The following is a 20,175-nucleotide window of genomic DNA, read 5'->3' as shown; positions in this document are numbered from 1 at the left end:
TCACGGCTGCTTGACCGTCTTTGCCGACTGCTCCTTGATCCAGTTGTCGTGTAGCCATTTCTCCGTCTTCCGATGTCCGGGGAAGGTAACCCACACTACGTCCCGCTCGAAGACCATCGGACGTTCGTCGCGACCCACAATGACCCAGAACCAGCGGCCATCGGCAAGATTGACCGCTTTGACCTTCATGCCCGTCACCTTCACGGTGTCACTGCGGTCATTGCGCTGAACGCGTAGGGCTTCGTCGTGCGGCTCGATCCAACTGATTTGCATGTGCGACAGCAACTCCGGTGCGTGGTTTTGCAAAAAGGCCCGTGCAATGGCTTCGGTTCGTTCCCGCGACGGCAGCGGCCCGTCAGCCAGGTCCGCTGATATGTTGACGAAACCCTTGAGCGTTCCGTCTGCTGCAACCACTGTGCTGAAGTGCTCCCCTTGCAGGCCGGCGTTACGGCCATCCTTGCGTTCGTAGCGTGTCAACCTCGCTGATTCCCCGTCTACGACTACGCTACGGTGCCCGGCTAGTTGATGGGAGGCGGGAATCAATGCGGACAACAAGGCTGCATTCTGCGGGAGCATGGACGTTCCTTTCTGGAAAGCGGCTGAGGGTGTGGGCGAATGCTGGGTTTGTGCATTGGCGATCAATGCCCCTGCGACGCACGCAGCAAGAATCAGTGTCGTGGCTGATTGACGAGTACTTTTCATGCGGAATCTCTCGTTGAGGTGGTTGAGAACTCCAATAGGAGTACGGCGCCGTTGCCCGTTACGTAGCCCTCATGGAGGGTGTACTGGCGTTGCGGCCGGTGAAGACGTACAGAGCCGCCACGGTGAGCAGTACCGCCAACAGCGACAACGTGCGTGCCAAAGGCCAGTGCGAGATGCTTTGCGCGAGCCATGGGCCAAGGCTTGCACCTACAAACAGCACGAAGGTGTAAAGCGCTACCGCTAGGCCGCGCAGGGGTGGATCAGCCAGCCCGGCCACACGCGCAATCAGGCTGGGCACGCTGATGCCGACGCCAGCGACAAACAGCACACTCGCCGCTAGCAGGCCATGCAAATGTGTAGAGCCGGCCCAAGCGCACAGGGCCAGCCCCGCCGCGGCCATGCCTAGGCCGGCGATGACCATGCGCTGTGCGCCGACGCGAGGTATTACCGCGGCGATAGCCAGTGGCGCGAGGAAGGCTGGCAGCGCCACTGCTCGCAATAGCAAGGGGGTGATGCCTTGGTTGAGCAGCGCGGCGCCGGCATGAGCATCCAGTGTCAGGTAGAACGTCACGAAGCACATGAGCAGCAGTGAGGCCGGACCATAGACACGCCGCAAGCTCGCATCGGCTAGCAGGCGACCCACCGGGCGGTAAGCGGCCAGCAAGGACGGGTGGCTGGGGGCTTGGCCTGCATCAGCGTCCGTCAGGAGCAAGGCTCCTGCAGTGCAGGCATACACCAGCGCCAGCGGCAGCATGGCGGCGCCAAAACCCCAGCGGCCCGCCACTGTGCCGCCATAGATCTGCCCCAGCAGGCCAGCGGACAAAAAAGCTGTGCTGATCCAGGCCACGCCCCAGGTACGCTGGCGCGGCGTACCGCGCTCGGCTAAGTATGCGATGACGACCGGGGGGAAGGCAGCTGCGGCAAAGCCTTGCAGTGCGCGCCCGGCAACCAGCAGAGATGCGGAGTCTGACCAGCCGATCACTGCGGAAACCAGGGCTAGTGCAAAAAGTCCCCACGCCATCACATGGCGTCGACCAAGGCGGTCCGACAGTGGGCCGAACACGATGAGCCCACGGCATAGGCGAAGCCGAACGCGCTCATTACCGCTGCCGCCATTCCGGGCGTCATGTGAAGCGTCTGGGCCAGTTGCCTCAGGATGGGCAAGGGGACATAGAGTTGGGACACCACGGCCAGCGCACACAGGGTCAACATCAGCCGCAATCCGGTCGAAGGCTCGTGGCGAGTAAATTTATTTTGGTTCATAGCTGAAATGAAGCTAACTACATATAGATTAGGAAAAAGGCCATGCACCGAAGATGGCCTGTTTACTTGGATGCGAGGCCCGCGGCGTGGAGCTTGTGCATGAGTTGGTTGAGCATCTGGCGTTCCTCAGCATCAAAGTGACGCATTAGATTTGCTACCCAAGCGTAGTGCGCGGGTAGGGCCTGATCCAGCAACTTATCGCCCGGTGGCGAAAGGCGGATCAGCCAAGCCCGGCGGTCTTGCGGATCGGGGGCCCGCTGGCACAGTCCCGCGCCCTCCATGCGGTCGATGATGCGAGTCATCGTTTGGGAGGTTACGGCCACTCCTTGCGCCAGAGCCCCCACGCTCAAGCCGCTGGGATTGCGTTTGAGTAGCAGCAGAACGAAGAACTGCGACTGCGACAGGCCGCCGTGCCGGGCCAGATTGCCTTCAAATTCGGAGAGCATCTCATTGGTGGCGGAGGCCCAGACCAGCCATGTGTACAGGCCGCCCACGTCCGGGTTGCCATAGGCCTCCCCGAAGGCGGAAAGCGTTTCGTAACTGGGCAGGTCCTTGAGTTCAAACATTAGATTGATCCTTAGCTGAAATGTAGCCGGCTGTATAAATATCGGCAAGGATTAAAAGATTGGATAGCAAGCCTGTGGGCACTGTCGAATTAACGAGCAGCAAGGTTCATTGTTCCCATTGCGAAGCGGCACCGCTCGCCGGTTGGAATGGCTAGGGCTCGTTATTGTCGCGCTTGCTTTGAAAATATACGCATTGAGTATATATTCGAGGCCCATGAACACGCCCCAACAGGTGCTCCTACGCGACGCAATGCGTCAACTCAACATGACGCGCGACGCCTTCGCCGAGCGCATCGGCAGCCGAAGAAGGGCACTCGACGCCTGGCTGCTGCCCGACGAGTCCAATGAATTCAGGGCCATGCCCGAGGTCGCGCGGCGCTTCGTGAGTGAGATCCTCGCGTCCGACGGTCGGCGTGATGAATATACGCAAAGCGCACATGGCGGTGCGTTGCGCCAGTCGATGGCGGTCGGGGGCTCGCATCACCTGCTGTCGGTCAGCCAGTTCAACCGCGACGCCATCGACGAGCTGTTCCAGCTGGCCGACGTGATGCAGCCCATCGCGCGCCGCCGCAAGGTGAGCCGCGTGCTCGAGGGGGCGGTGCTCGCCAACCTGTTCTTCGAGGCCAGCACGCGCACCCGCGTGAGCTTCGGTGCCGCGTTCTGCCGGCTGGGCGGCTCGGTGTGCGACACCACCGGCTTCACTTTTTCGTCGATGGCCAAGGGCGAGTCGATCTACGACACCAGCCGCGTGATCAGCGGCTACGTCGACGCCATCGTCGTGCGGCACCCCGAGCAGGGCTCGGTGGCGGAATTCGCGCGCGCCACCAACGTGCCCGTCATCAACGGCGGCGATGGCCCGGGCGAGCACCCGAGCCAGGCGCTGCTCGACCTCTACACCATCCAGCGCGAGTTCTCGCGGCTGGGCAAGCTGGTCGACGGCGCGCACATCGCGATGGTCGGCGACCTGAAGTACGGCCGCACCGTGCATTCGCTCATCAAGCTGCTGGCGCTGTACAAGGGCCTGAAGTTCACGCTGATCTCTCCGCCTTCGCTGGCCATGCCGCCGGAGATCGTCGATGCGGTCAGCCGCAACGGCCACGTGGTCGAGACGGCTGCCACGCCCGCGCAGGGCCTGGCCGGCGCCGACATCATCTACGCCACGCGCATCCAGAAGGAGCGCTTCGCGCACGACGAAGTGCTGGAAGGCTTCGACAACGCCTTCGAGATCAACCGCGCGCTCGTCGAATCGGCCTGCAAGCCAGACGTGGTGGTGATGCACCCGCTGCCGCGCGACAGCCGCTCCGGCTCGCACGACCTGAGCGTCGACCTGAACAACGATCCCCGCCTGGCCATCTTCCGCCAGACCGACAACGGCATCCCGGTGCGCATGGCCATCTTCGCCACGCTGCTGGGCGTGGACAAGCTGGTGAGCCGCTCGATGCGCGACGCTGCCTGGACGCCGCCTTCGCACATCGGGCCGGACGACAGCATCTTCCACGGGCTCGACTGACGCCCAGGACCTTCAGTGGCGTCAGCTGTGGGCGAGGATGTTGACCAGCTTGCCGAACGGATCGCGCACGTAGAAGCGCCGCACGCCCCAGGGCTCGTCGACCGGGCCGTATTCGATGGCGAAGCCCGCGGCCTTCATGCGTTCGAAAGCTTCGTTCACGTCGTCCACCTCGACGGAGAGCTCGGGCACCGGCGTACCGGAGCCGCCTTCGGATGCGAAGCTCAGCTGCACCGTCATGCCGGCCTGCGAGCCGTAGGTCTGGATCCAGCCGTGGTCCATGAGCAGGTCGAGGCCGAGGATGTCCTTGTAGAAGATGGCGGCGCGCGTGGGATCGGGCGTGGCGAAGTTGGCGACTAGGCGTTTGACTTTCATGGCGTGGGTTTCCCGATGATGAATGTCTGGGGCTGGCCGTTGCACTCGACATGCAGCAGATCGTCTTCGACGCGGATGCCGTCCCATCGCTCGATGCGGCCGTTCGAGTCAATGATCTCTACCGAGTCTTCGGAGGTCACGCGGTAGCTGAACACCGGCGCAGCCAGCGGGCCGTTCTTCGCGCCGATGGTTGCGCTCACGTGGCCGGCGGGGTGGAAGCTGTAGCTGCCGACGAGGGTGTCGGATACGAGGTTCAGTTGGTGGCCGATGGGCAGGCGGTGGTTGGACATGGGCTTTGGAAGACGTCTTTCTTGTCTCTATGCGCAGGATGGCCGGGCGTTCGGATCATCGCGCCGAATCGTGCTGGCAGGCGTGCTCATCTACACCTAAGCGAACCCTCACCCCAACCTAAGCAGTCCCTCAGCGGCCGATAAGTACCGCGTCCTAGAGTGAATCCATAGTCATCACTCACAAGGAGACAGCCATGAGAGTTCGAACCATTGCCCTGTGCATCGTCGCCGCGCCCACGCTGGTGCTGGCATCGCTTGCGCACGCGGGCGGACGTGCGGAGCCGGACTATCCGCAGATCTCGCACTCGACGCAGTCGCGCGATGCGGTGGCTGACGAGGCCATGCGCGCGAACAACGGCGTCCATGCGACCGAGGTCGCCGAGTCGCAGCCGGCGCCGAGCGTGTCGGGGGCCGATCGCGCGCAGGTGCAGGCCGAAGCGATTCGCGCGAACAACGGCATCCATCCGACCGAGGTGATGGAGTCGCAGGTGGCGCCGCCCGTGGCGTCGGCGAATCCGTCGGGTTCGCCGGTCGCGCACGCGATGGGCGAATAGACGGACGAACAGATGAACGAATAGGGGGCTCGGTGCCGGCGGGCCTCAATCCCGCGTGAGCACGAAGCGCTTGCGGATGCCGCTCGCGGCCGAGGGCGCCACCCACAGGTCGAACTCGCCGGGCTCCACGGTGGGCTTCATGTCGCGGCCGATGAATGACAGGTCATCGGCCGTGAGCGTGAACTCGACGATTTCCGATGCGCCCGGCGCAATGGACAGCTTGCGGAATCCCTTGAGCTCGCGCACCGGCCTCGTCACGCTCGCGGCGCGCTCGGCGACGTAGAGCTGCACCACTTCCTCCGCCTCGCGCGTGCCGGTGTTGGTGACGGTGGCGCGCACGCGCAGCGTGCCCGACAGCGGCATGCGCTCGCTGCTCAGTTCCACGTTGTCGTAGCGCACGGGCGCATAGCCGAGGCCGAAGCCGAAGGGATAGAGCGCCTCGTTCGTCGCGTCGACATAGCGGGTCTTGAAGGCCATGTCGGGCGCGTTCTCCGGCGAGGGGCGCCCGGTGCGCTTGTGGCCGTAGTAGTAGGGCACCTGACCGGCCGTCTGCGGAAAGCTCACGGGCAGCCGGCCCGAGGGATTGAAGTCGCCGAACACCACGTCGGCGATCGCGTTGCCGGTCTGCACGCCGAGGAACCAGGTCACGAGGATGGCGCGCGCATTGCGCACCGCGCCCTTGAGCGCCATCGCGCGGCCGTTGCTCAGCAGCATGACCACGGGCTTGCCGGTGGCGGCCACCGCCTCGGCCAGGTCCTGCTGCGCCTGCGGCAGGCCGATGTCGCTGCGCGAGCGTGCTTCGCCCGACATCTTCTGGCTTTCGCCGATGGCCAGCAGCACCACGTCGGCATCGCGCGCGGCGGCCACCGCGGCGTCGATGCCGCCGGGCAGCGCCGATTCGATGCCGGATCCGCGCACCACGTTCACCGACGAGTTGGGCCCCAGCGCGTTGCGCAGGCCCTGGTCGATGCCCACCGGCGCCGACTGCCCCGGGAACAGGCTCCAGGCGCCCATCAGGTCGATGGTGCCCTCGGCGAAGGGGCCGATCAGCGCGATCTTCGTGCCTGCCTTGGGCAGTGGCAGCAGCATGCGGTCGTTCTTCAGCATCACGATGGAGCGGCGCGCGCTTTCGCGCGCCAGTGAGATGAATTCGGGGTTCTCGGCGCGCTGGGCGGCAGGCAGGCCGTCGAGGCCGCGCATGGGGTCGTCGAACAGGCCCAGCTTCTGCTTTACGCGCAGCACGCGGCGCACGGCCTCGTCGAGCCGAGACATCGGCACCTCGCCCGAGGCGACGAGATCGGGCAGGTAGCGCATGTACAGGCCGCTCTGCATGCTCACGTCGGTGCCCGCCATGAAGGCCTGCTTGGCCGCCTCGCGAGGGTTGGCGGCGTAGCCGTGCTCCACGAGTTCCTCGTCGGCCGTGTAATCGGAGACCACGAAGCCGCGGAACTTCCATTCGTCGCGCAGCACGCCTGTCAGCAGCGCGGGGTTGGCGGTGGAGGGCACGCCGCCGATCTCGTTGAAGGCGCTCATCACCGACAGCGCGCCCGCGTCCAGCGCCGCGCGGAAGGGCGGCAGGTACACCTCGCGCAGCGTGCGCTCGGAGATGTCGCTCACGTTGTAGTCGAGGCCGCCCTCGGCAGCACCATAGGCCGCGAAGTGCTTGGGCGTGGCCAGCATCGAGTCGGGCCGCGACAGGTCGGCGCCCTGGAAACCGCGAACGCGCGCGGCCGCGAACTGCTTCGCGAGGAAGACGTCTTCGCCCACGCCTTCGAGGCCCCGGCCCCAGCGCGCGTCGCGTGCGATGTCGACCATCGGCGCGAAGGTCCAGCGGAAACCGTCGGCCGTGGCCTCCACTGCTGCGGCGCGTGCGGTGCGCTCGGCCAGCGCGGGTTCCCAGCTCGAAGCCTCGGCCAGCGGCATCGGGAACATCGTGCGAAAGCCATGGATCACGTCGGCGCCGAAGATCAGCGGAATGCCCAGGCGCGATTCCTTGATCGCAATCTGCTGCAGCCTGCGCTTGCCTTCGAGGCCTGCGTTGTTGAAAAGGCCCGTGAGCCGGCCGGCGCGAACGTCGGCCGTCTCCTGCTGGGCGTTGCGCCAGCCGGCCTGCGGGTTGTTGGGCGTGTCGATGTCGGCAGGGCCGTACAGGCTGAGCTGGCCGGCTTTCTCCTGCACCGTCATGCGGGAGATCAGGGCTTCGATGCGGGCCTCGGCGTCCTGTTGCTGCGGCTGCTGCTGGGGTGCAGCGGTCGTTGCATCGGCGGCGGCCGATGCGGAGGGCAGGAGGAGCGCGAGGGAGAGGAGGGCGCAGGCGGGGGGCGAGAGAGCGCGCCGGAAGGCGCGGGAGTCGGACGTGCATGGGCTCCTATTCTGCAGACATCGGGAGCCGCACCTTTCGATAGGCCTTCGCGCAGGTTGTTGCCGGATGTGACGCTCGGCGAAGGCGAGCGCGCATCGGCGCCGCGGCCTTCGCTGCGCCGTTCAGTCGGCGCCCAGCTGCAATCGGCTCGGCAGCCTCTTCTCGATCGCGAACTTCAGAAGCGCCGCCGAACGGAAGATGCCGTGCGCGAACTTGCCATAGGGCAGCGTGAGAAAGAGCGCCATCACCACGCCCAGGTGCACCGCCAGCAGCAGCGCCATGAAGCGGGTGTCGCGCCACGCCAGCAGCGCGAGGCCGGTGAGGCTGGTGAGCAGCAGCAGTGCGATGAAGCCCCGGTCCATCGGGCGCTGTGCGGTGTCGCCATGAGCCGGGTCGCGCCGCAGGTTCAGCCACAGCAGGCCTGCGGGGCCAATCAGCAGCCCGATGCCGCCGGCGGTGCCCAGCAGCACCGGCAGGCTGGTCAACGCATAGGGGGCGTGCAGGCCGAGCAGGTAGTGATAGAGCGTCGCCACGCAGGTCGATGCGAAGCACAGCATGAAGCCGTAGAAGGTGAAGTGATGGAAGCGCCTGCGCCACAGGGTGAAGCGGTCGTCCTCGTTGTTGCAGCCTTCGCCGTGACCGCCGTCGAGGTACTTCAGGCGCAGCGCATCGCGTGCCGCCTCGGCGCCGGCGGGGCCGCGCACGCCCGGCAGGTCGGGCGCGTTCTGAGGATCGTTCGCCGGCGAAACCTCGCGCCAGAAGCGGCGCACGCCCATCGCGAGCGCGAGCATCACGAAGAGGAACACCGCGCCGAAAACCAGCGCGAGCAGGTTGTGCGGAAAGATCGCATAGAAGTTGCCCGCCATCGGCCCGTGCAGCAGCGAGCCCGACATCGCCACGGCCAGCACCAGGAAGAGGGCGAGTCCGCCCGCCAGGGCCAGTGCGACCGTGAGGCCGGCTCTGCGGTAGAGCGCGCCCATGGCGGGCGGCCAGGCGTAGTCGTGATAGGTCTGCATGCGAACCCGGGCCATGGCCTGCGGCACATTCACCGCGAACTCGTGCGGCGGCGCGTACTGGCAGGCGTGCAGGCAGGCGCCGCAGTTGTGGCAGAGGTTGGCGAGGTAGTGCGTGTCGGCCTTGTTGCCGAAGTCGAGCCGGCGCGTCATGGCCGGGAACACGGCGCAGAAGCCCTCGCAGTAGCGGCAGGCGTTGCAGATCTGCAGGATGCGCGCGACTTCGCCTTCACCGGCGGTCAGGGGCAGCGCGGGGGCGATGGGAATCACGCGCTGCGCGGGCGTGCCCTCGGCATCCGCCCGTGCGCGCGCGACGAGATCAGTGAGCTGCTGCAAGCGCGGCCTCCTTGTCGTTCTTCGTGGAGGCCCGCGCGGCTTTTGCCGCCTGCGTGCCTGCGATGCGGCCGAAGGCCGTGCCGATGCTCATGCCCACGCCCGCCGTGTAGCCCTTGCCGAGCACGTTGCCGGCCATCATTTCGCCGGCCACGAACAGGTTGGGGCTGGGGCGGCCGCTGAATCGCACGGCCGCCGTCTCGTCCACCTTCAGGCCCAGGTAGGTGAAGGTGATGCCGGGCCGCAGCGGATAGGCATGGAAGGGCGCTGTATCGATGGGGCGCGCCCAGTGCGTCTTGGCGGGCGCGAGGCCCTCGGTGTGGCAGTCGTCCAGCGCGGTGTGGTCGAAGCGGCCGACGCGGCATGCGGCGTTGTAGTCCTCCACGGTGCGCACGAAGGTGGCTTCGTCCAGGCCGATCTTGCGCGCGAGCTCGCCGAGCGTGTCGGCCTGCGTGCCGGGAAACACCGGCGGCATGAAGCGCCCGACCGCCTTCTGGTCGATGACCGACCATGCGATCTGCCCCGGCTGCTGTGCCACCAGCCGGCCCCAGATGGCGTAGCGCTTGGGCCAGAAGTCCTCGCCCTCGTCGTAGAAGCGCTTCGCCTCGCGGTTGACCACCACGCCCAGCGACACGCAGTCGATGCGCGTGCAGATGCCGCCGTCGTACAGCGGCGCGCGCGCGTCGATGGCCACCATGTGACCCTGCGACGGATCGCCGATGCTGTCGGCGCCCGACTCGATCATGTGCTTCAGGAGCACGCCCTGGTTGAAACGCGTGCCGCGGATCAGGAAGTTGTCGGCAGGCCATTCGCCGCGCTCGTTCCGTCCCCATGCCTCGCGCAGCCATTCGCGGTTCGACTCGAAGCCGCCGGCGGCCAGCACGCAGCTCTTCGCTTCGATGCGCTCGCCGGCTTCGGTGCGCACGGCCACGAAGCGCTCGCCGTCGAGCTCGACCGAGGCCACGGGCGTGTCGTAGCGGATCTGCACGCCGAGCCTTTCGGCGCTGCGGAAATAGGCGTTCACCAGCGCCTTGCCGCCGCCCATGAAGAAGGCGTTGGTGCGCGCGACGTGCAATGCGCCCGACAGCGGCGGCTGGAAGTGCACGCCGTGGCTGCGCATCCAGTCGCGGCAGCTCGACGAGGCGCGGATCACAAGGCGCGCGAGTCGCTCGTCGGTGAGGCCGCCGGTCACCTTCAGAAGGTCCTGCCAGTACTCCTCTTCGGGGTAGGCATCGACCAGCACGTCCTGCGGCGCGTCGTGCATGCAGCGCAGGTTGCGCGTGTGCTGCGAGTTGCCGCCGCGCCATGCTCTGGGCGAGGCTTCGAGCAGCAGCACCGAGGCGCCTGCCTCGCGCGCCATCAGGGCGGCGCAGAGGGCGGCATTGCCGCCTCCGACCACCAGTACGTCCATCACTCTCACTCGTGGGTCTCCTTGGGATGAGGAGACTGTAGGCAGGCAGGCCTTCAGGCGAAAGGCCGGTTCGGGCAACGGGTGTTCACGTTTCGAGAAGACTGGCGCCTGCCCAGCGGCCCTCGCGCACCAGGGTGCGCGCCGTGTCGGCCACCACCACGCGGGTGGCCAGCGCGGCGGGGAGAGCTCGTCGTCCGACAGGCTCACGAGCAGGTTGCGCCGGCCCACGTGCGCGTCGGCGATCTGGGTGAGCTGCAGATCGTCGCGCTCGTGCCGCGCGGTGGCGGCGCCGGGCTGGATGGTCGCGCCATGGCCGGCGCGCACCGCGTCCATCAGCAGTGCGAGGCCGTCGACCTCGGCCACGATGCGTGGCGAGATGCGTGCCCGCGTGAAGGCGGCCGTCAGCGTGGCGCGCAGGCCGTGGCTGCCGGTGGGCAGGATGAGAGGCAGCTCGGCCAGTTGCGCGAGCCGCACGCGCGCACCGGTGGGGCGATGGGCCAGCGTGGGGGATGCGATCACGAAGAGCTTCTCGGCCAACAGTGGCGTCACGCTCCAGCGCCGCGGCGTGTCGGTATGGAACAGCACGGCCAGGTCGAGCTGCCGCGCCTGCAGCATGGTCGTGAGATGGCCCGAGAGCGCCTCGACCAGGTGCAGCCGCACATCGGGGTAGCGCTCGCGCATGGCGCGCATCAGCGGCACGCCGAGCACCGTGGCGGTGGTGGGCGCGAGGCCCACGCTCACGTGGCCAGAGAGCCGCGCCTGCTGCGCCGCGAGCACCGCGTCGTCGGCATGGCGCAGAACGAGCTGGGCCTGGTGCAGGAAGGCCACGCCGGCATCAGTGGGCACCACGCCGCTGGCGCTGCGCTTGAGCAGCCGGGTGGAGAGCTCGCCTTCGAGCCGGCTGATCTGCTGGCTCAGCGCCGAGGTGACGACACCCAGTTCGACCGCGGCGCGGCCCATGCTGCGAAGCTCGCAGACCTTGACGAAGTAGCGCAGTTGCCTGAGTTCCATCGGGCGATCATCGCACCGGCAAGGAGTGCCGCACTCGGCACTCACAGCAGCGGCCAGGCAAAAAAATGGCCGCCAACACCCGTCGCGCAGGCGCTGGCAGCCGTGGAAACCGTGACCGGCGAAGGTCGGTCTTACTGCTTGTAGCTGTCGTCGATGCGGTCGAGCTTGCGGATGAGCGACGGCCAGACGAACTGCCCGCCCAGGCCGCCGGTCTGCACCTTCATGGCCTGGCCCACGCCCTCCACGATGCGCGGATTCACGTGCGTGAGTTCACTTCCGCCCGACTGCGCCGCGATCTGGATCTGGCAGGTGGCCTCGAAGGTGTACATCGAGAGGAAGGCGTCCGCAATGGTCTTGCCGCAGGTCAGCAGGCCGTGGTTGCGCAGCATGAGGAAGTTGGCGTTGCCCATGTCGGCCTGCAGGCGCGGCTTCTCGTCGTCGCGGAAGGCCACGCCCTCGTAGTCGTGGTACGCCAGCGAGGCCAGCACGAAGGTCGACTGCTGGCTGATGGGCAGCACGCCGTTCTTCTGCGCGCTCACGGCAATGCCGGCGCGGGTGTGGGTGTGCAGCACGCACTGGATGTCTTCCCGCGCCGCATGCACCGCGCTGTGAATCACGAAGCCAGCGGGGTTCACGGGGTAGGGCGAGTCGATGACCTTGTTGCACTGCTGGTCGACCTTCACCAGGCTCGACGCGGTGATCTCGTCGAACATCAGGCCGTAGGGGTTGATCAGGAAGTGATGCTCGGGGCCCGGAATCCGCGCACTGATGTGCGTGAAGACCAGGTCGCTCCAGCCGTGCAGCGCTACCAGGCGGTAGCACGCGGCGAGGTCGACGCGCAGCTGCCACTCCTCGGCGGAGACGAGCTTCTGGATTTCGGGTTGTGCGAAGGCGTTCATGGGTGTTTCCTAAGGCTGGTTCAGGCGGCCGCGGGCTCGGTCAGCGCGGCCTTGTAGATGCTCTGCTTCGGCTGTGCCATCACGCGGCGCAGCATGGGTTCGAACTCGCTGATGGGCAGGGTCTCGGCCTTGGGGTCGAAGGCGGGGTTGTCGTAGAGCGCGCAGAACTCGGCCGTGCGCTCGTAATGCGGATGGCCCTTGAAGTTGTCGCGCATGTCGCGGTCCAGCCCGATGTGGTGGAAGAAGTAGTGGCCCTGGAAGATGCCGTGGTTCTGCACCATCCAGTGGTTGGCTTCGCTCACGAAGGGCTTGAGGATGGCCGCGGCGATGTCGGGGTGGTTGAAGCTGCCAAGGGTGTCGCCGATGTCGTGCAGCAGGGCGCACACCACGTATTCCTCGTCGCGGCCGTCGCGCAGCGCGCGGGTGGCGGTCTGCAGCGAGTGGGTGTAGCGGTCGACCGGGAAGCCGCCGTAGTCGCCTTCGAGGATCTGCAGGTGCTTGATCACGCGGGCGGGCAGGCCGCCCGCGAACTGCATGAACTCGCCACCGATCAGCTGCCAGTCTTCGCGCGTGCTTTCCTGCATGCTCTTGAAACTTGCGCGTGCGTTCATCGCCGGAGTCTCCGTTCTTTTGTGTCCTGTGGGGGAGCTGGCCACTGTATGCCTGCGCTTGACCATGAACTGTCAAGAATTTGACAATGCGGGGTTCTGGTAAACCCCCGTTCCCTCGTCATTCCCCTGTCATTTCCTCTTTCTTGATGGCCGCCTCTTCGAAGCCGCGCCTTTCCGCCGCGCACCGCGCCGCGCTGGAAGGCAACCCGTGGTTCATGAGCATGCCGCGTGCGCAGCGCGAGGCGCTGGTGGGCGCGGCCGAGCTGCATCACGTGCGCCGCGGCGCGATGGTGTTCCGCCAGGGCGACCCCATCCACGCTACGGACGGCGGCTTCTACGGGCTGGTGGCGGGCACCATCAAGGTCTCGTCGCTGCGCCAGGACGGGCGCGAGGCCATCCTCGCCGTGCTGGAGCCGGGCAACTGGTTCGGAGAGATCACCCTGATCGACGGCTCGCCGCGCACGCACGACGCCACCGCGCTGGAGGCGCTCGACCTGCTGGTGGTGCCGCCCGCGGCTTTCGTGCAGCTGATGCGCGACGTGGTGTTCTCCAACGCCATCGCCGCGATGCTGGCGTCGCGCGTGCGCATGCTCTACGGCCTCGCGGAGGACGCCACCCTGCGCAGCCTGCGCGCGCGCGTGGCGCACCGTCTGCTGGTGCTGGCGCGCGGCGACGCCACGCAGTCGGTGCAACTGCGGCACGAACTGCAGCTGCCGCAGGAGGCGCTGGCGATGATGCTCGGCGTGACGCGCCAGACGCTGTCGAAGGAGCTCAATGCGCTGGCGGCGGAGGGCGTGCTTTCGCTGGGCTACGGGCGCATCGAGCTGCGCTCGCTCGATGCGCTGCGGGCGCTGGTGAGCACCGGTTAGGTGGCGCGCCGAGAACTATCGCAGCACGCGCCCGTCGGCCGAGATGCTGATCAGGTCGATGTTGCGCACGCTGTCGCGCAGGCCCGGGCGCAGGTTGATGCGGAAGCCGCCCACGTCGTAGTCGGTCATGCCCGACATCACGCGCAGCAGGCTCGCCGTGTTGAAGCCGCGGCCCGCGCGGCGCACCGCCTCGCCGGCGGCCTTGGCCGCGATGAAGCCTTCGAGGCCTTCGTACGACGCGGTCTGGTCGGAGTTGTCGACGGCCGCGAGGTACTCCTTGACGATCGGAATGGCCGAGGGGCGCGGCGAAGGCACCACCTGCGAGATCACGATGCCGCCGATGTCCTTGCCGAGCGTGGCGTACAGCGGGTCGATGCCCACGATGGAGAAGGCCATGAAGCTGCCCGCGTAGCCGCTCTTGCGCAGCTTGCGGATGGCGTTGGCCGTTGTGCCCGAGAGCGACACCAGCACGATGGCCTGGGGGGACTGCTTCTGCACTTCCTTCAGCGCCGCGTCGAGCTTGTCGCCGTTGGCCGGCACCAGCGCGGTCGCGACCAGCGGCGTGAGCCTGATCTCGGTGATGGCCTGCTCCACGGCCGCGAGCCCGGCGCGGCCCATGGCGTCGTCGTCGCCCACCAGCGCCACGCGCGTCTGGCCCACCGTGGCGCACTGCCTCACGATCTTCAGGGCCTCGTCGATCATGCCGGGGCGCACGTGGAACACATTGGGATGCTCGGCGCCGCGCAGCGTGTCGGAGGCCGCGAAGGGCGCGAACAGCAGGCTGCCCTGCTGCGTGGCGACGTTCGCGCCGGCCTCGCTGCTGGCCGTGCCGACGAAGCCGAAGAGCATGTCGGCCTTGTCGGTGGTGAGCAGGGTGCGCGCATTGGCGGTGGCGCGGGCCGCGTCATAGCCGTCGTCGAGCTGCAGCAGCTTCAGCTGCAGGCCGCTGGCCGCATTGCGTTCGTTGAACGCGGTCACCGCGAGTCGGCTGCCGGCCGCGAAGGCGGTGCCGATCTCGGAGGCGCCGCCGGTCAGCGGCACCGATTGCCCCAGCAGCACGACGCGCGCCCCGCCGGCCGCGGCCGCCGTCCGCGCGGTCTGCGCCATGACGGGGTGGGCCATGCCGATGCCGCTTCCGAGCACCAGGGCGCCTGCCTTGCCCAACCATTCCCTGCGTGACGTGTTCATTGGACACCTTCTTTCACATTAGTAAAAAAGTGTAGCAATATCGGGGCCAGGGTGAAAGGCGGGCTTACCAGGTGAAGGGGCTTCGATCAGTCTCCCTTCACGTAGCCTGCGAGGTGCTTGCCTGTGAGCGTCGGGCGCTTGGCGACGAGCTCCGCCGGCGTGCCCTCGAAGACGACCCGCCCGCCCTCGTGCCCCGCACCGGGGCCGAGGTCGATGATCCAGTCGGCATGCGCCATCACCGCCTGGTGGTGCTCGACCACGATGACCGACTTGCCCGCATCCACCAGCCGGTCGAGCAGGCCCAGCAGCTGCGCCACGTCGGCCAGGTGCAGGCCGGCGGTGGGCTCGTCGAGCACGTAGATGTCGCCCTTCTCGGCCATCTGCGTGGCCAGCTTGAGCCGCTGCCGCTCGCCGCCCGAGAGCGTGGTGAGCGGCTGCCCGAGCCGCAGGTAGCCCAGCCCCACGTCGGCCAGCCGCTGCAGGATGGCGTGCGCGGCCGGCGTGCGCGCCTTGCCCTCGCCGAAGAAGGCGAGGGCCTCGTCCACCGGCATCCCCAGCACCTCGGCGATGTCGCGCCCGCCGAAGCGGTACTCCAGCACCGAGGCCTGGAAGCGCTTGCCGCCGCATTCCTCGCAGGGGGTGGCCACGCCGGCCATCATCGCGAGGTCGGTGTAGATCACGCCCGCGCCGTTGCAGGTTGGGCAGGCGCCTTCGGAGTTGGCGCTGAAGAGCGCCGGCTTCACGCCGTTGGCCTTGGCGAAGGCGTTGCGGATCGGGTCTAGCAGCCCGGTGTAGGTGGCCGGGTTGCTGCGCCGCGAGCCGCGGATCGCGCCCTGGTCGATGCTCACCACGCCCGCGCCGGGCGGAATTGAGCCGTGCACCAGCGAGCTCTTGCCCGAGCCCGCCACGCCGGTAACCACCGCGAGCACGCCCAGCGGAATGTCGACGTCCACCTTGCGCAGGTTGTGCGTGGCCGCGCCGCGTATCTCAAGCTTGCCGGTCGGCTTGCGAACCTTCTTCTTCAGCGTCGCCCGGTCGTCGAGATGCCGGCCGGTGACCGTGCCGCTGCCGCGCAGCCCCTCGACGCTGCCCTCGAAGCACACGCTGCCGCCGGCCGAGCCCGCGCCCGGCCCCAGGTCGACGACGTGGTCTGCGATGGCGATGACCTCCGGCTTGTGCTCGACCACAAGCACCGTGTTGCCCTTGTCGCGCAGCCGCAGCAGCAGCTCGTTCATGCGCTGGATGTCGTGCGGATGCAGGCCGGTGGTGGGCTCGTCGAACACGTAGGTCACGTCGGTGAGGGAGGAGCCGAGATGGCGGATCATCTTCGTGCGCTGCGCCTCGCCGCCCGACAGCGTGCCCGAAGGCCGGTCGAGCGAGAGGTAGCCCAGCCCGATCTCCACGAATGAATCGAGGCTCGCCGCCAGCGCCTTCAGCAGAGGCGCCACCGAGGGCTCCTTCAGGCCGCGCACCCACTCGGCGAGGTCGCTGATCTGCATCGCGCAGGCGTCGGCGATGTTGACGCCCTTGATCTTCGACGAGCGCGCCGGCGCCGCGAGCCGCGTGCCCTCGCATTCGGGGCAGGTGGAAAACGTCACCACGCGCTCCACGAAGGCGCGCACGTGCGGCTGCATCGCCTCCACGTCCTTCGACAGGAATGACTTCTGGATCGTCGGTATCAGCCCCGCGAAGGTGAGGTTGACGCCGTCCACCTTGATCTTCGTCGGCTCCTTGTAGAGCAGGTCGTGCAGCTCGTTCTTCGTGAACTTGCGGATCGGCTTGTCCGCGTCGAAGAAGCCGCAGCCGCGGAAGATGCGCCCGTACCAGCCTTCCATGCTGTAGCCGGGAATCTTGAGCGCGCCCTCGTTGAGCGACTTGCCGTCGTCGTAGAGCTCGGCAAGGTCGAAGTCGGTCACCGCGCCGCGCCCCTCGCAGCGCGGGCACATGCCGCCGATGCGGTTGAAGCTCTCCTTCACCGTCTTCGTCTTCGCGCCGCGTTCCACGGTGATCGCACCCGCCGCGCTGACCGAGGGCACGTTGAAGGCGAAGGCGCCCGGCGGCCCGATGTGCGGCTTGCCCAGGCGGCTGAAGAGAATGCGCAGCATCGCGTTGGCGTCGGTGACCGTGCCCACGGTCGAGCGCGGGTCGGCGCCCAGGCGCTGCTGGTCGACGATGATCGCGGTGGTCAGGCCGTCGAGCACGTCGACGTCCGGCCGCGCCAGCGTGGGCATGAAGCCCTGCACGAAGGCGCTGTAGGTCTCGTTGATGAGCCGCTGCGACTCGGCCGCGATGGTGCCGAACACCAGCGAGCTCTTGCCCGAGCCCGAGACGCCGGTGAACACCGTCAGCCTGCGCTTCGGGATATCGATGCTGATGTCCTTCAGGTTGTTCTCGCGCGCGCCGTGCACGCGGATCATGTCGTGGCTGTCGGCGGCGTGCTGCGCGGAAGGCGCTGCCTTGGCGGTTGCTCGGGGGGAGGTTTTCTTCGCGGCCTTCGTGCTCATCGGTTCGCCTCTGCGCCTCAGCCCAGCTGCTGGATGCGGATCAGGCTGCCCGCGGGGTCGCGCACCGCGCAGTCGCGAACGCCGTAGGGCTGGTCGGTCGGCTCCTGGACGATCTCGGTGTCGCTGGCCTGCAGCTTCGCGAAGGTGCCTTCGAGGTCGGGCGTGGCCAGCAGGATGGCGGCATAGGTGCCCTTGGCCATCATCTCGGCAATGGTGCGGCGCTCGTCGTCGGTGATGCCGGGGTAGGCGGCCGGCGGCGAGAGCACGATGGAAACATCGGGCTGGCCCTTGGGCCCGACGGTGATCCAGCGCATGCCGCCGTATCCCACGTCCTTGCGGACCTCGAAGCCGAGCAGGTCGCGGTAGAAGGCGAGCGAGGCCTCGGGGTCGTTGTGCGGAAGAAAACTCGCGTGGATGCTGATGTTCATCGTGATCGCTCCGGTCTGTTGTTGTAGAGGAGCGCTCAGTCTAGATGCGGCTCCCCCACCGGCGCTTCTCGATTCCTGATCGGTCGCGTGACCTGCTTCGCCACGCACGAGGGCATTCCCTCGGTCTGCTGCGCGGCCTCGCGCCGGTAGGCGCTGGGCGACATGCCCACCAGCTCGGTGAAGCGCGTGCTGAAGGTGCCCAGCGAGGAGCACCCGACCTCGAAGCAGACCTCGGTGACGCTCAGGTCGCCCCGGCGCAGGAGCGCCATCGCGCGCTCGATGCGCCGGGTCATCAGGTAGGAATAGGGCGCTTCGCCGTACGCGAGCTTGAACTGGCGGCTCAGGTGGCCGGCCGACATGTGCACGCCGAAGGCGAGGGCCTCGACGTCCAGGGGCTGTGCGTATTCGCGGTCGATGCGGTCGCGAACCCGGCGCAGCCGGGCGAGGTCGCGCAGATGGAGCTGCTCTGCGTCGGTCTTGTTGCTGGTCATCCGCGGGATCGTGCCATGTCGCGGCGGCAGGCTCAACCCGGCATGGCCCGCGTGGGCCGATGCGAAAGCGTCAGGCCTTGCGCTCGAACACCAGGTCCCACACGCCGTGGCCCAGCTTGATGCCGCGGTTCTCGAACTTGGTCAGCGGCCGGTAGTCGGGCTTGGGCGCGTAGCCTTCGGCGGTGTTGCGCAGCAGCGGCTCGCCTGAAAGCACCTCGAGCATCTGCTCGGCGTAGGGCTGCCAGTCGGTGGCGCAGTGGATGTAGCCGCCGGGGCGCAGGTGCTGCGCGAGCTTGGTCACGAACCCGGGCTGGATCAGGCGGCGCTTGTTGTGGCGCTTCTTGTGCCACGGGTCGGGAAAGAACACATGCACGCCGGCCAGCGTGCCGGGCTGCAGCATGTGGTCGAGCACGTCGACCGCGTCGTGCGCGCAGATGCGGATGTTCGACAGCTGCTGCTCGCCGATGCGCTTGAGCAGCGCGCCCACGCCGGGCTCGTGCACTTCGCAGCAGAAGAAGTTGGTGTCGGGCAGCACCGTCGCGATGTGTGCGGTGGCCTCGCCCATGCCGAAGCCGATTTCCAGCACCGTCGGCCCGGCGCGGCCGCCGAAGGTGGCGGTCAGGTCGATCGGCTCGGGCTTGTAGGGCACGAGGTACAGCGGCCCCAGTTCGGAGAAGGCGCGCGCCTGGCCCTCGGTGGTGCGGCCGCCGCGCTTGACGAAGCTCTTGAGGCGGCGGTGCAGCGGATGGGGCTTGTCGGCGCCTTCGTCGGCACCCTCGTCATGGCCCGGTGGGAGGTCGTTGGACACGGTATCGGAAAGATTCATCACGGGCGCGAATTGTAGAGAGCGCGCCATTGAGGCACCCAGCCGGCCAGCGCCGCGGGGCAGTCCGGGGCCGTGGCGGGCTGCAGGCCCAGCGCCCGCGCGGCCGCGTCGAGCGCCGCCAGGGCGGCGGCCGGGGAGCCGGTATCGATGGAGGTCGCGCCGTTCTGCTTCGAGAGCTTGTCGCCGTCGGCGCCGCGCACCAGCGGCGTGTGCAGGTAGCTGGGCGTGGGAAAGCCCAGCGCGCGCTGCAGCAGGATCTGGCGCGCGGTGTTGTCGGTGAGGTCCTCGCCGCGCACCACGTCGGTCACGCCCTGTTCCGCATCGTCGACCACCACCGCGAGCTGGTAGGCCCAGGGGCCGTCGGCACGGCGCAGCACGAAGTCGCCGACCTCGCGGCTCACGTTCTGGCACTGGCGGCCGAGGCGGCGGTCGATGAAGCAGAGCTCGCCGCTGGCGGCCGCATCGCCGGCGTCTTCCTCCCACGGCACGCCGGGCGTGGGTGGCAGGTCGGTCTCGAATTTCTCGGTGGCAAAGCGCCAGGCGCGCGCGGGCTTGCCGTGCAGCCCGTCGCGGCAGGTGCCGGGGTAGACGCGTTCGCCGTGGCGCTCGTGCCGATGGCCGAGCCGCGCGAGCGCTTCGTTGATGTCCTTGCGCGAGCAGCCGCAGGGGTAGGCCAGGCCGCGCGCCTTGAGCCGATCCAGCGCGGCCTCGTAGCGGTCGGTGCGGCGGGTCTGCCATACGGGGGGCTCGTCGGGCAGCAGGGCGCAGTCGGCCAGCTGCCGGAGGATGTGCTCGCCCATGCCGGGCAGGCAGCGCTCGGTGTCGGCGTCCTCGATGCGCACCAGCCAGCGCGCCTGCGGGCCGCGCGCGCGCACGTCGAGCCAGCTCGCAAGCGCGGCCACCAGCGAGCCCGCGTGAAGCGGGCCGGTGGGCGAGGGCGCGAAGCGGCCGGTCTCTCTCATCTCCCGGATG

Annotated in this window: 20 protein-coding genes and 1 pseudogene; 3 read left to right on the top strand and 18 right to left on the bottom strand. The window is 67.9% G+C overall.

The genetic code is table 11. The annotated features are described in order from the left end of the window. From ACHMXA_RS20870 to ACHMXA_RS20855, 4 genes are all read right to left on the bottom strand, one after another. Positions 1-702 (bottom strand): hypothetical protein, encoded by a 702-nt coding sequence (locus ACHMXA_RS20870; protein WP_218088364.1) that lies wholly within the window; start codon positions 700-702, stop codon positions 1-3. Between the two features lie 58 nt (positions 703-760). Then, positions 761-1,723, bottom strand: coding sequence for an MFS transporter (locus ACHMXA_RS20865; RefSeq protein WP_395316292.1), 963 nt, complete (start codon positions 1,721-1,723; stop codon positions 761-763). Then, positions 1,723-1,965, bottom strand: coding sequence for a hypothetical protein (locus tag ACHMXA_RS20860; protein WP_395316291.1), 243 nt, complete (start codon positions 1,963-1,965; stop codon positions 1,723-1,725). The genes ACHMXA_RS20865 and ACHMXA_RS20860 overlap by 1 nt, the downstream gene beginning before the upstream one ends. A gap of 62 nt (positions 1,966-2,027) precedes the next feature. Continuing rightward, positions 2,028-2,531 (bottom strand): MarR family winged helix-turn-helix transcriptional regulator, encoded by a 504-nt coding sequence (locus ACHMXA_RS20855; protein ID WP_176666747.1) that lies wholly within the window; start codon positions 2,529-2,531, stop codon positions 2,028-2,030. A 214-nt stretch (positions 2,532-2,745) separates the two neighbouring features. On the opposite strand from ACHMXA_RS20855, the gene ACHMXA_RS20850 reads away from it, so the two are divergent. Continuing rightward, complete coding sequence (locus ACHMXA_RS20850) at positions 2,746-4,041, top strand: aspartate carbamoyltransferase (RefSeq protein ID WP_176666746.1); 1,296 nt, start codon at positions 2,746-2,748, stop codon at positions 4,039-4,041. Positions 4,042-4,062: 21 nt separating this feature from the next. Here ACHMXA_RS20850 and ACHMXA_RS20845 read toward each other — a convergent pair whose 3' ends face one another. Together ACHMXA_RS20845 and ACHMXA_RS20840 are read right to left on the bottom strand one after the other, a co-directional pair. After that, the gene (locus ACHMXA_RS20845) at positions 4,063-4,413 is read right to left on the bottom strand and encodes a VOC family protein (RefSeq protein WP_176666745.1); all 351 of its coding nucleotides are present in this window, start codon (positions 4,411-4,413) and stop codon (positions 4,063-4,065) included. Beyond that, positions 4,410-4,703, bottom strand: a complete 294-nt coding sequence (locus ACHMXA_RS20840) for a hypothetical protein (protein WP_176666744.1) — start codon at positions 4,701-4,703, stop codon at positions 4,410-4,412. Before ACHMXA_RS20840 ends, ACHMXA_RS20845 begins: the two co-directional genes overlap by 4 nt. 194 nt (positions 4,704-4,897) lie before the next feature. On the opposite strand from ACHMXA_RS20840, the gene ACHMXA_RS20835 reads away from it, so the two are divergent. Beyond that, complete coding sequence (locus ACHMXA_RS20835; protein WP_176666743.1) at positions 4,898-5,257, top strand: hypothetical protein; 360 nt, start codon at positions 4,898-4,900, stop codon at positions 5,255-5,257. Positions 5,258-5,302: 45 nt separating this feature from the next. Here ACHMXA_RS20835 and bglX read toward each other — a convergent pair whose 3' ends face one another. The 6 genes and pseudogenes from bglX to ACHMXA_RS20805 all read right to left on the bottom strand — a co-directional run bounded on the left by bglX (position 5,303) and on the right by ACHMXA_RS20805 (position 12,897). Continuing rightward, positions 5,303-7,441: a beta-glucosidase BglX gene (gene bglX, locus ACHMXA_RS20830; protein WP_395316290.1), complete on the bottom strand. Its 2,139-nt coding sequence runs from the start codon at positions 7,439-7,441 to the stop codon at positions 5,303-5,305. Between the two features lie 300 nt (positions 7,442-7,741). After that, positions 7,742-8,968, bottom strand: a complete 1,227-nt coding sequence (tcuB, locus tag ACHMXA_RS20825) for a tricarballylate utilization 4Fe-4S protein TcuB (RefSeq protein ID WP_176666741.1) — start codon at positions 8,966-8,968, stop codon at positions 7,742-7,744. After that, positions 8,952-10,379, bottom strand: a complete 1,428-nt coding sequence (gene tcuA / locus ACHMXA_RS20820; RefSeq protein ID WP_176666939.1) for an FAD-dependent tricarballylate dehydrogenase TcuA — start codon at positions 10,377-10,379, stop codon at positions 8,952-8,954. The genes tcuB and tcuA overlap by 17 nt, the downstream gene beginning before the upstream one ends. 82 nt (positions 10,380-10,461) lie before the next feature. Next, positions 10,462-11,387, bottom strand: a pseudogene (locus ACHMXA_RS20815) (LysR substrate-binding domain-containing protein). 131 nt (positions 11,388-11,518) lie between these two features. Beyond that, entirely contained in the window at positions 11,519-12,286 is a 768-nt protein-coding gene (locus ACHMXA_RS20810; RefSeq protein ID WP_176666739.1) for a class II aldolase/adducin family protein, read from the bottom strand. A gap of 20 nt (positions 12,287-12,306) precedes the next feature. Next, complete coding sequence (locus tag ACHMXA_RS20805; RefSeq protein WP_125952939.1) at positions 12,307-12,897, bottom strand: HD domain-containing protein; 591 nt, start codon at positions 12,895-12,897, stop codon at positions 12,307-12,309. 146 nt (positions 12,898-13,043) lie between these two features. On the opposite strand from ACHMXA_RS20805, the gene ACHMXA_RS20800 reads away from it, so the two are divergent. After that, positions 13,044-13,766 (top strand): Crp/Fnr family transcriptional regulator, encoded by a 723-nt coding sequence (locus tag ACHMXA_RS20800; RefSeq protein WP_176666738.1) that lies wholly within the window; start codon positions 13,044-13,046, stop codon positions 13,764-13,766. Between the two features lie 15 nt (positions 13,767-13,781). Here ACHMXA_RS20800 and ACHMXA_RS20795 read toward each other — a convergent pair whose 3' ends face one another. The 6 genes from ACHMXA_RS20795 to gluQRS form a co-directional block, all read right to left on the bottom strand. After that, on the bottom strand, positions 13,782-14,954 hold the full coding sequence (locus ACHMXA_RS20795; RefSeq protein WP_395316289.1) for an ABC transporter substrate-binding protein: 1,173 nt from the start codon (positions 14,952-14,954) through the stop codon (positions 13,782-13,784). An 86-nt stretch (positions 14,955-15,040) separates the two neighbouring features. Beyond that, positions 15,041-17,458 carry an excinuclease ABC subunit UvrA gene (locus ACHMXA_RS20790; protein WP_176666736.1) on the bottom strand — a complete coding sequence of 806 codons (2,418 nt, stop codon included), beginning with the start codon at positions 17,456-17,458 and terminating at the stop codon, positions 15,041-15,043. Positions 17,459-17,475: 17 nt separating this feature from the next. After that, on the bottom strand, positions 17,476-17,886 hold the full coding sequence (locus ACHMXA_RS20785) for a VOC family protein (RefSeq protein WP_176666735.1): 411 nt from the start codon (positions 17,884-17,886) through the stop codon (positions 17,476-17,478). A 35-nt stretch (positions 17,887-17,921) separates the two neighbouring features. Next, complete coding sequence (locus ACHMXA_RS20780; RefSeq protein WP_176666734.1) at positions 17,922-18,377, bottom strand: helix-turn-helix transcriptional regulator; 456 nt, start codon at positions 18,375-18,377, stop codon at positions 17,922-17,924. Between the two features lie 70 nt (positions 18,378-18,447). Further along, positions 18,448-19,203 carry a tRNA (guanosine(46)-N7)-methyltransferase TrmB gene (trmB, locus tag ACHMXA_RS20775; protein WP_176666733.1) on the bottom strand — a complete coding sequence of 252 codons (756 nt, stop codon included), beginning with the start codon at positions 19,201-19,203 and terminating at the stop codon, positions 18,448-18,450. Beyond that, a complete protein-coding gene (gene gluQRS, locus ACHMXA_RS20770) occupies positions 19,203-20,165 on the bottom strand; it encodes a tRNA glutamyl-Q(34) synthetase GluQRS (protein ID WP_176666732.1) in 963 nt (320 codons plus the stop codon). Before gluQRS ends, trmB begins: the two co-directional genes overlap by 1 nt. Between the last annotated feature and the right edge of the window lie 10 nt (positions 20,166-20,175).

The sequence above is a fragment of the Variovorax sp. UC74_104 genome (assembly GCF_044055375.1).
GTDB lineage: Bacteria > Pseudomonadota > Gammaproteobacteria > Burkholderiales > Burkholderiaceae_C > Variovorax.
This window is presented reverse-complemented; position numbering and strand designations above follow the sequence as displayed.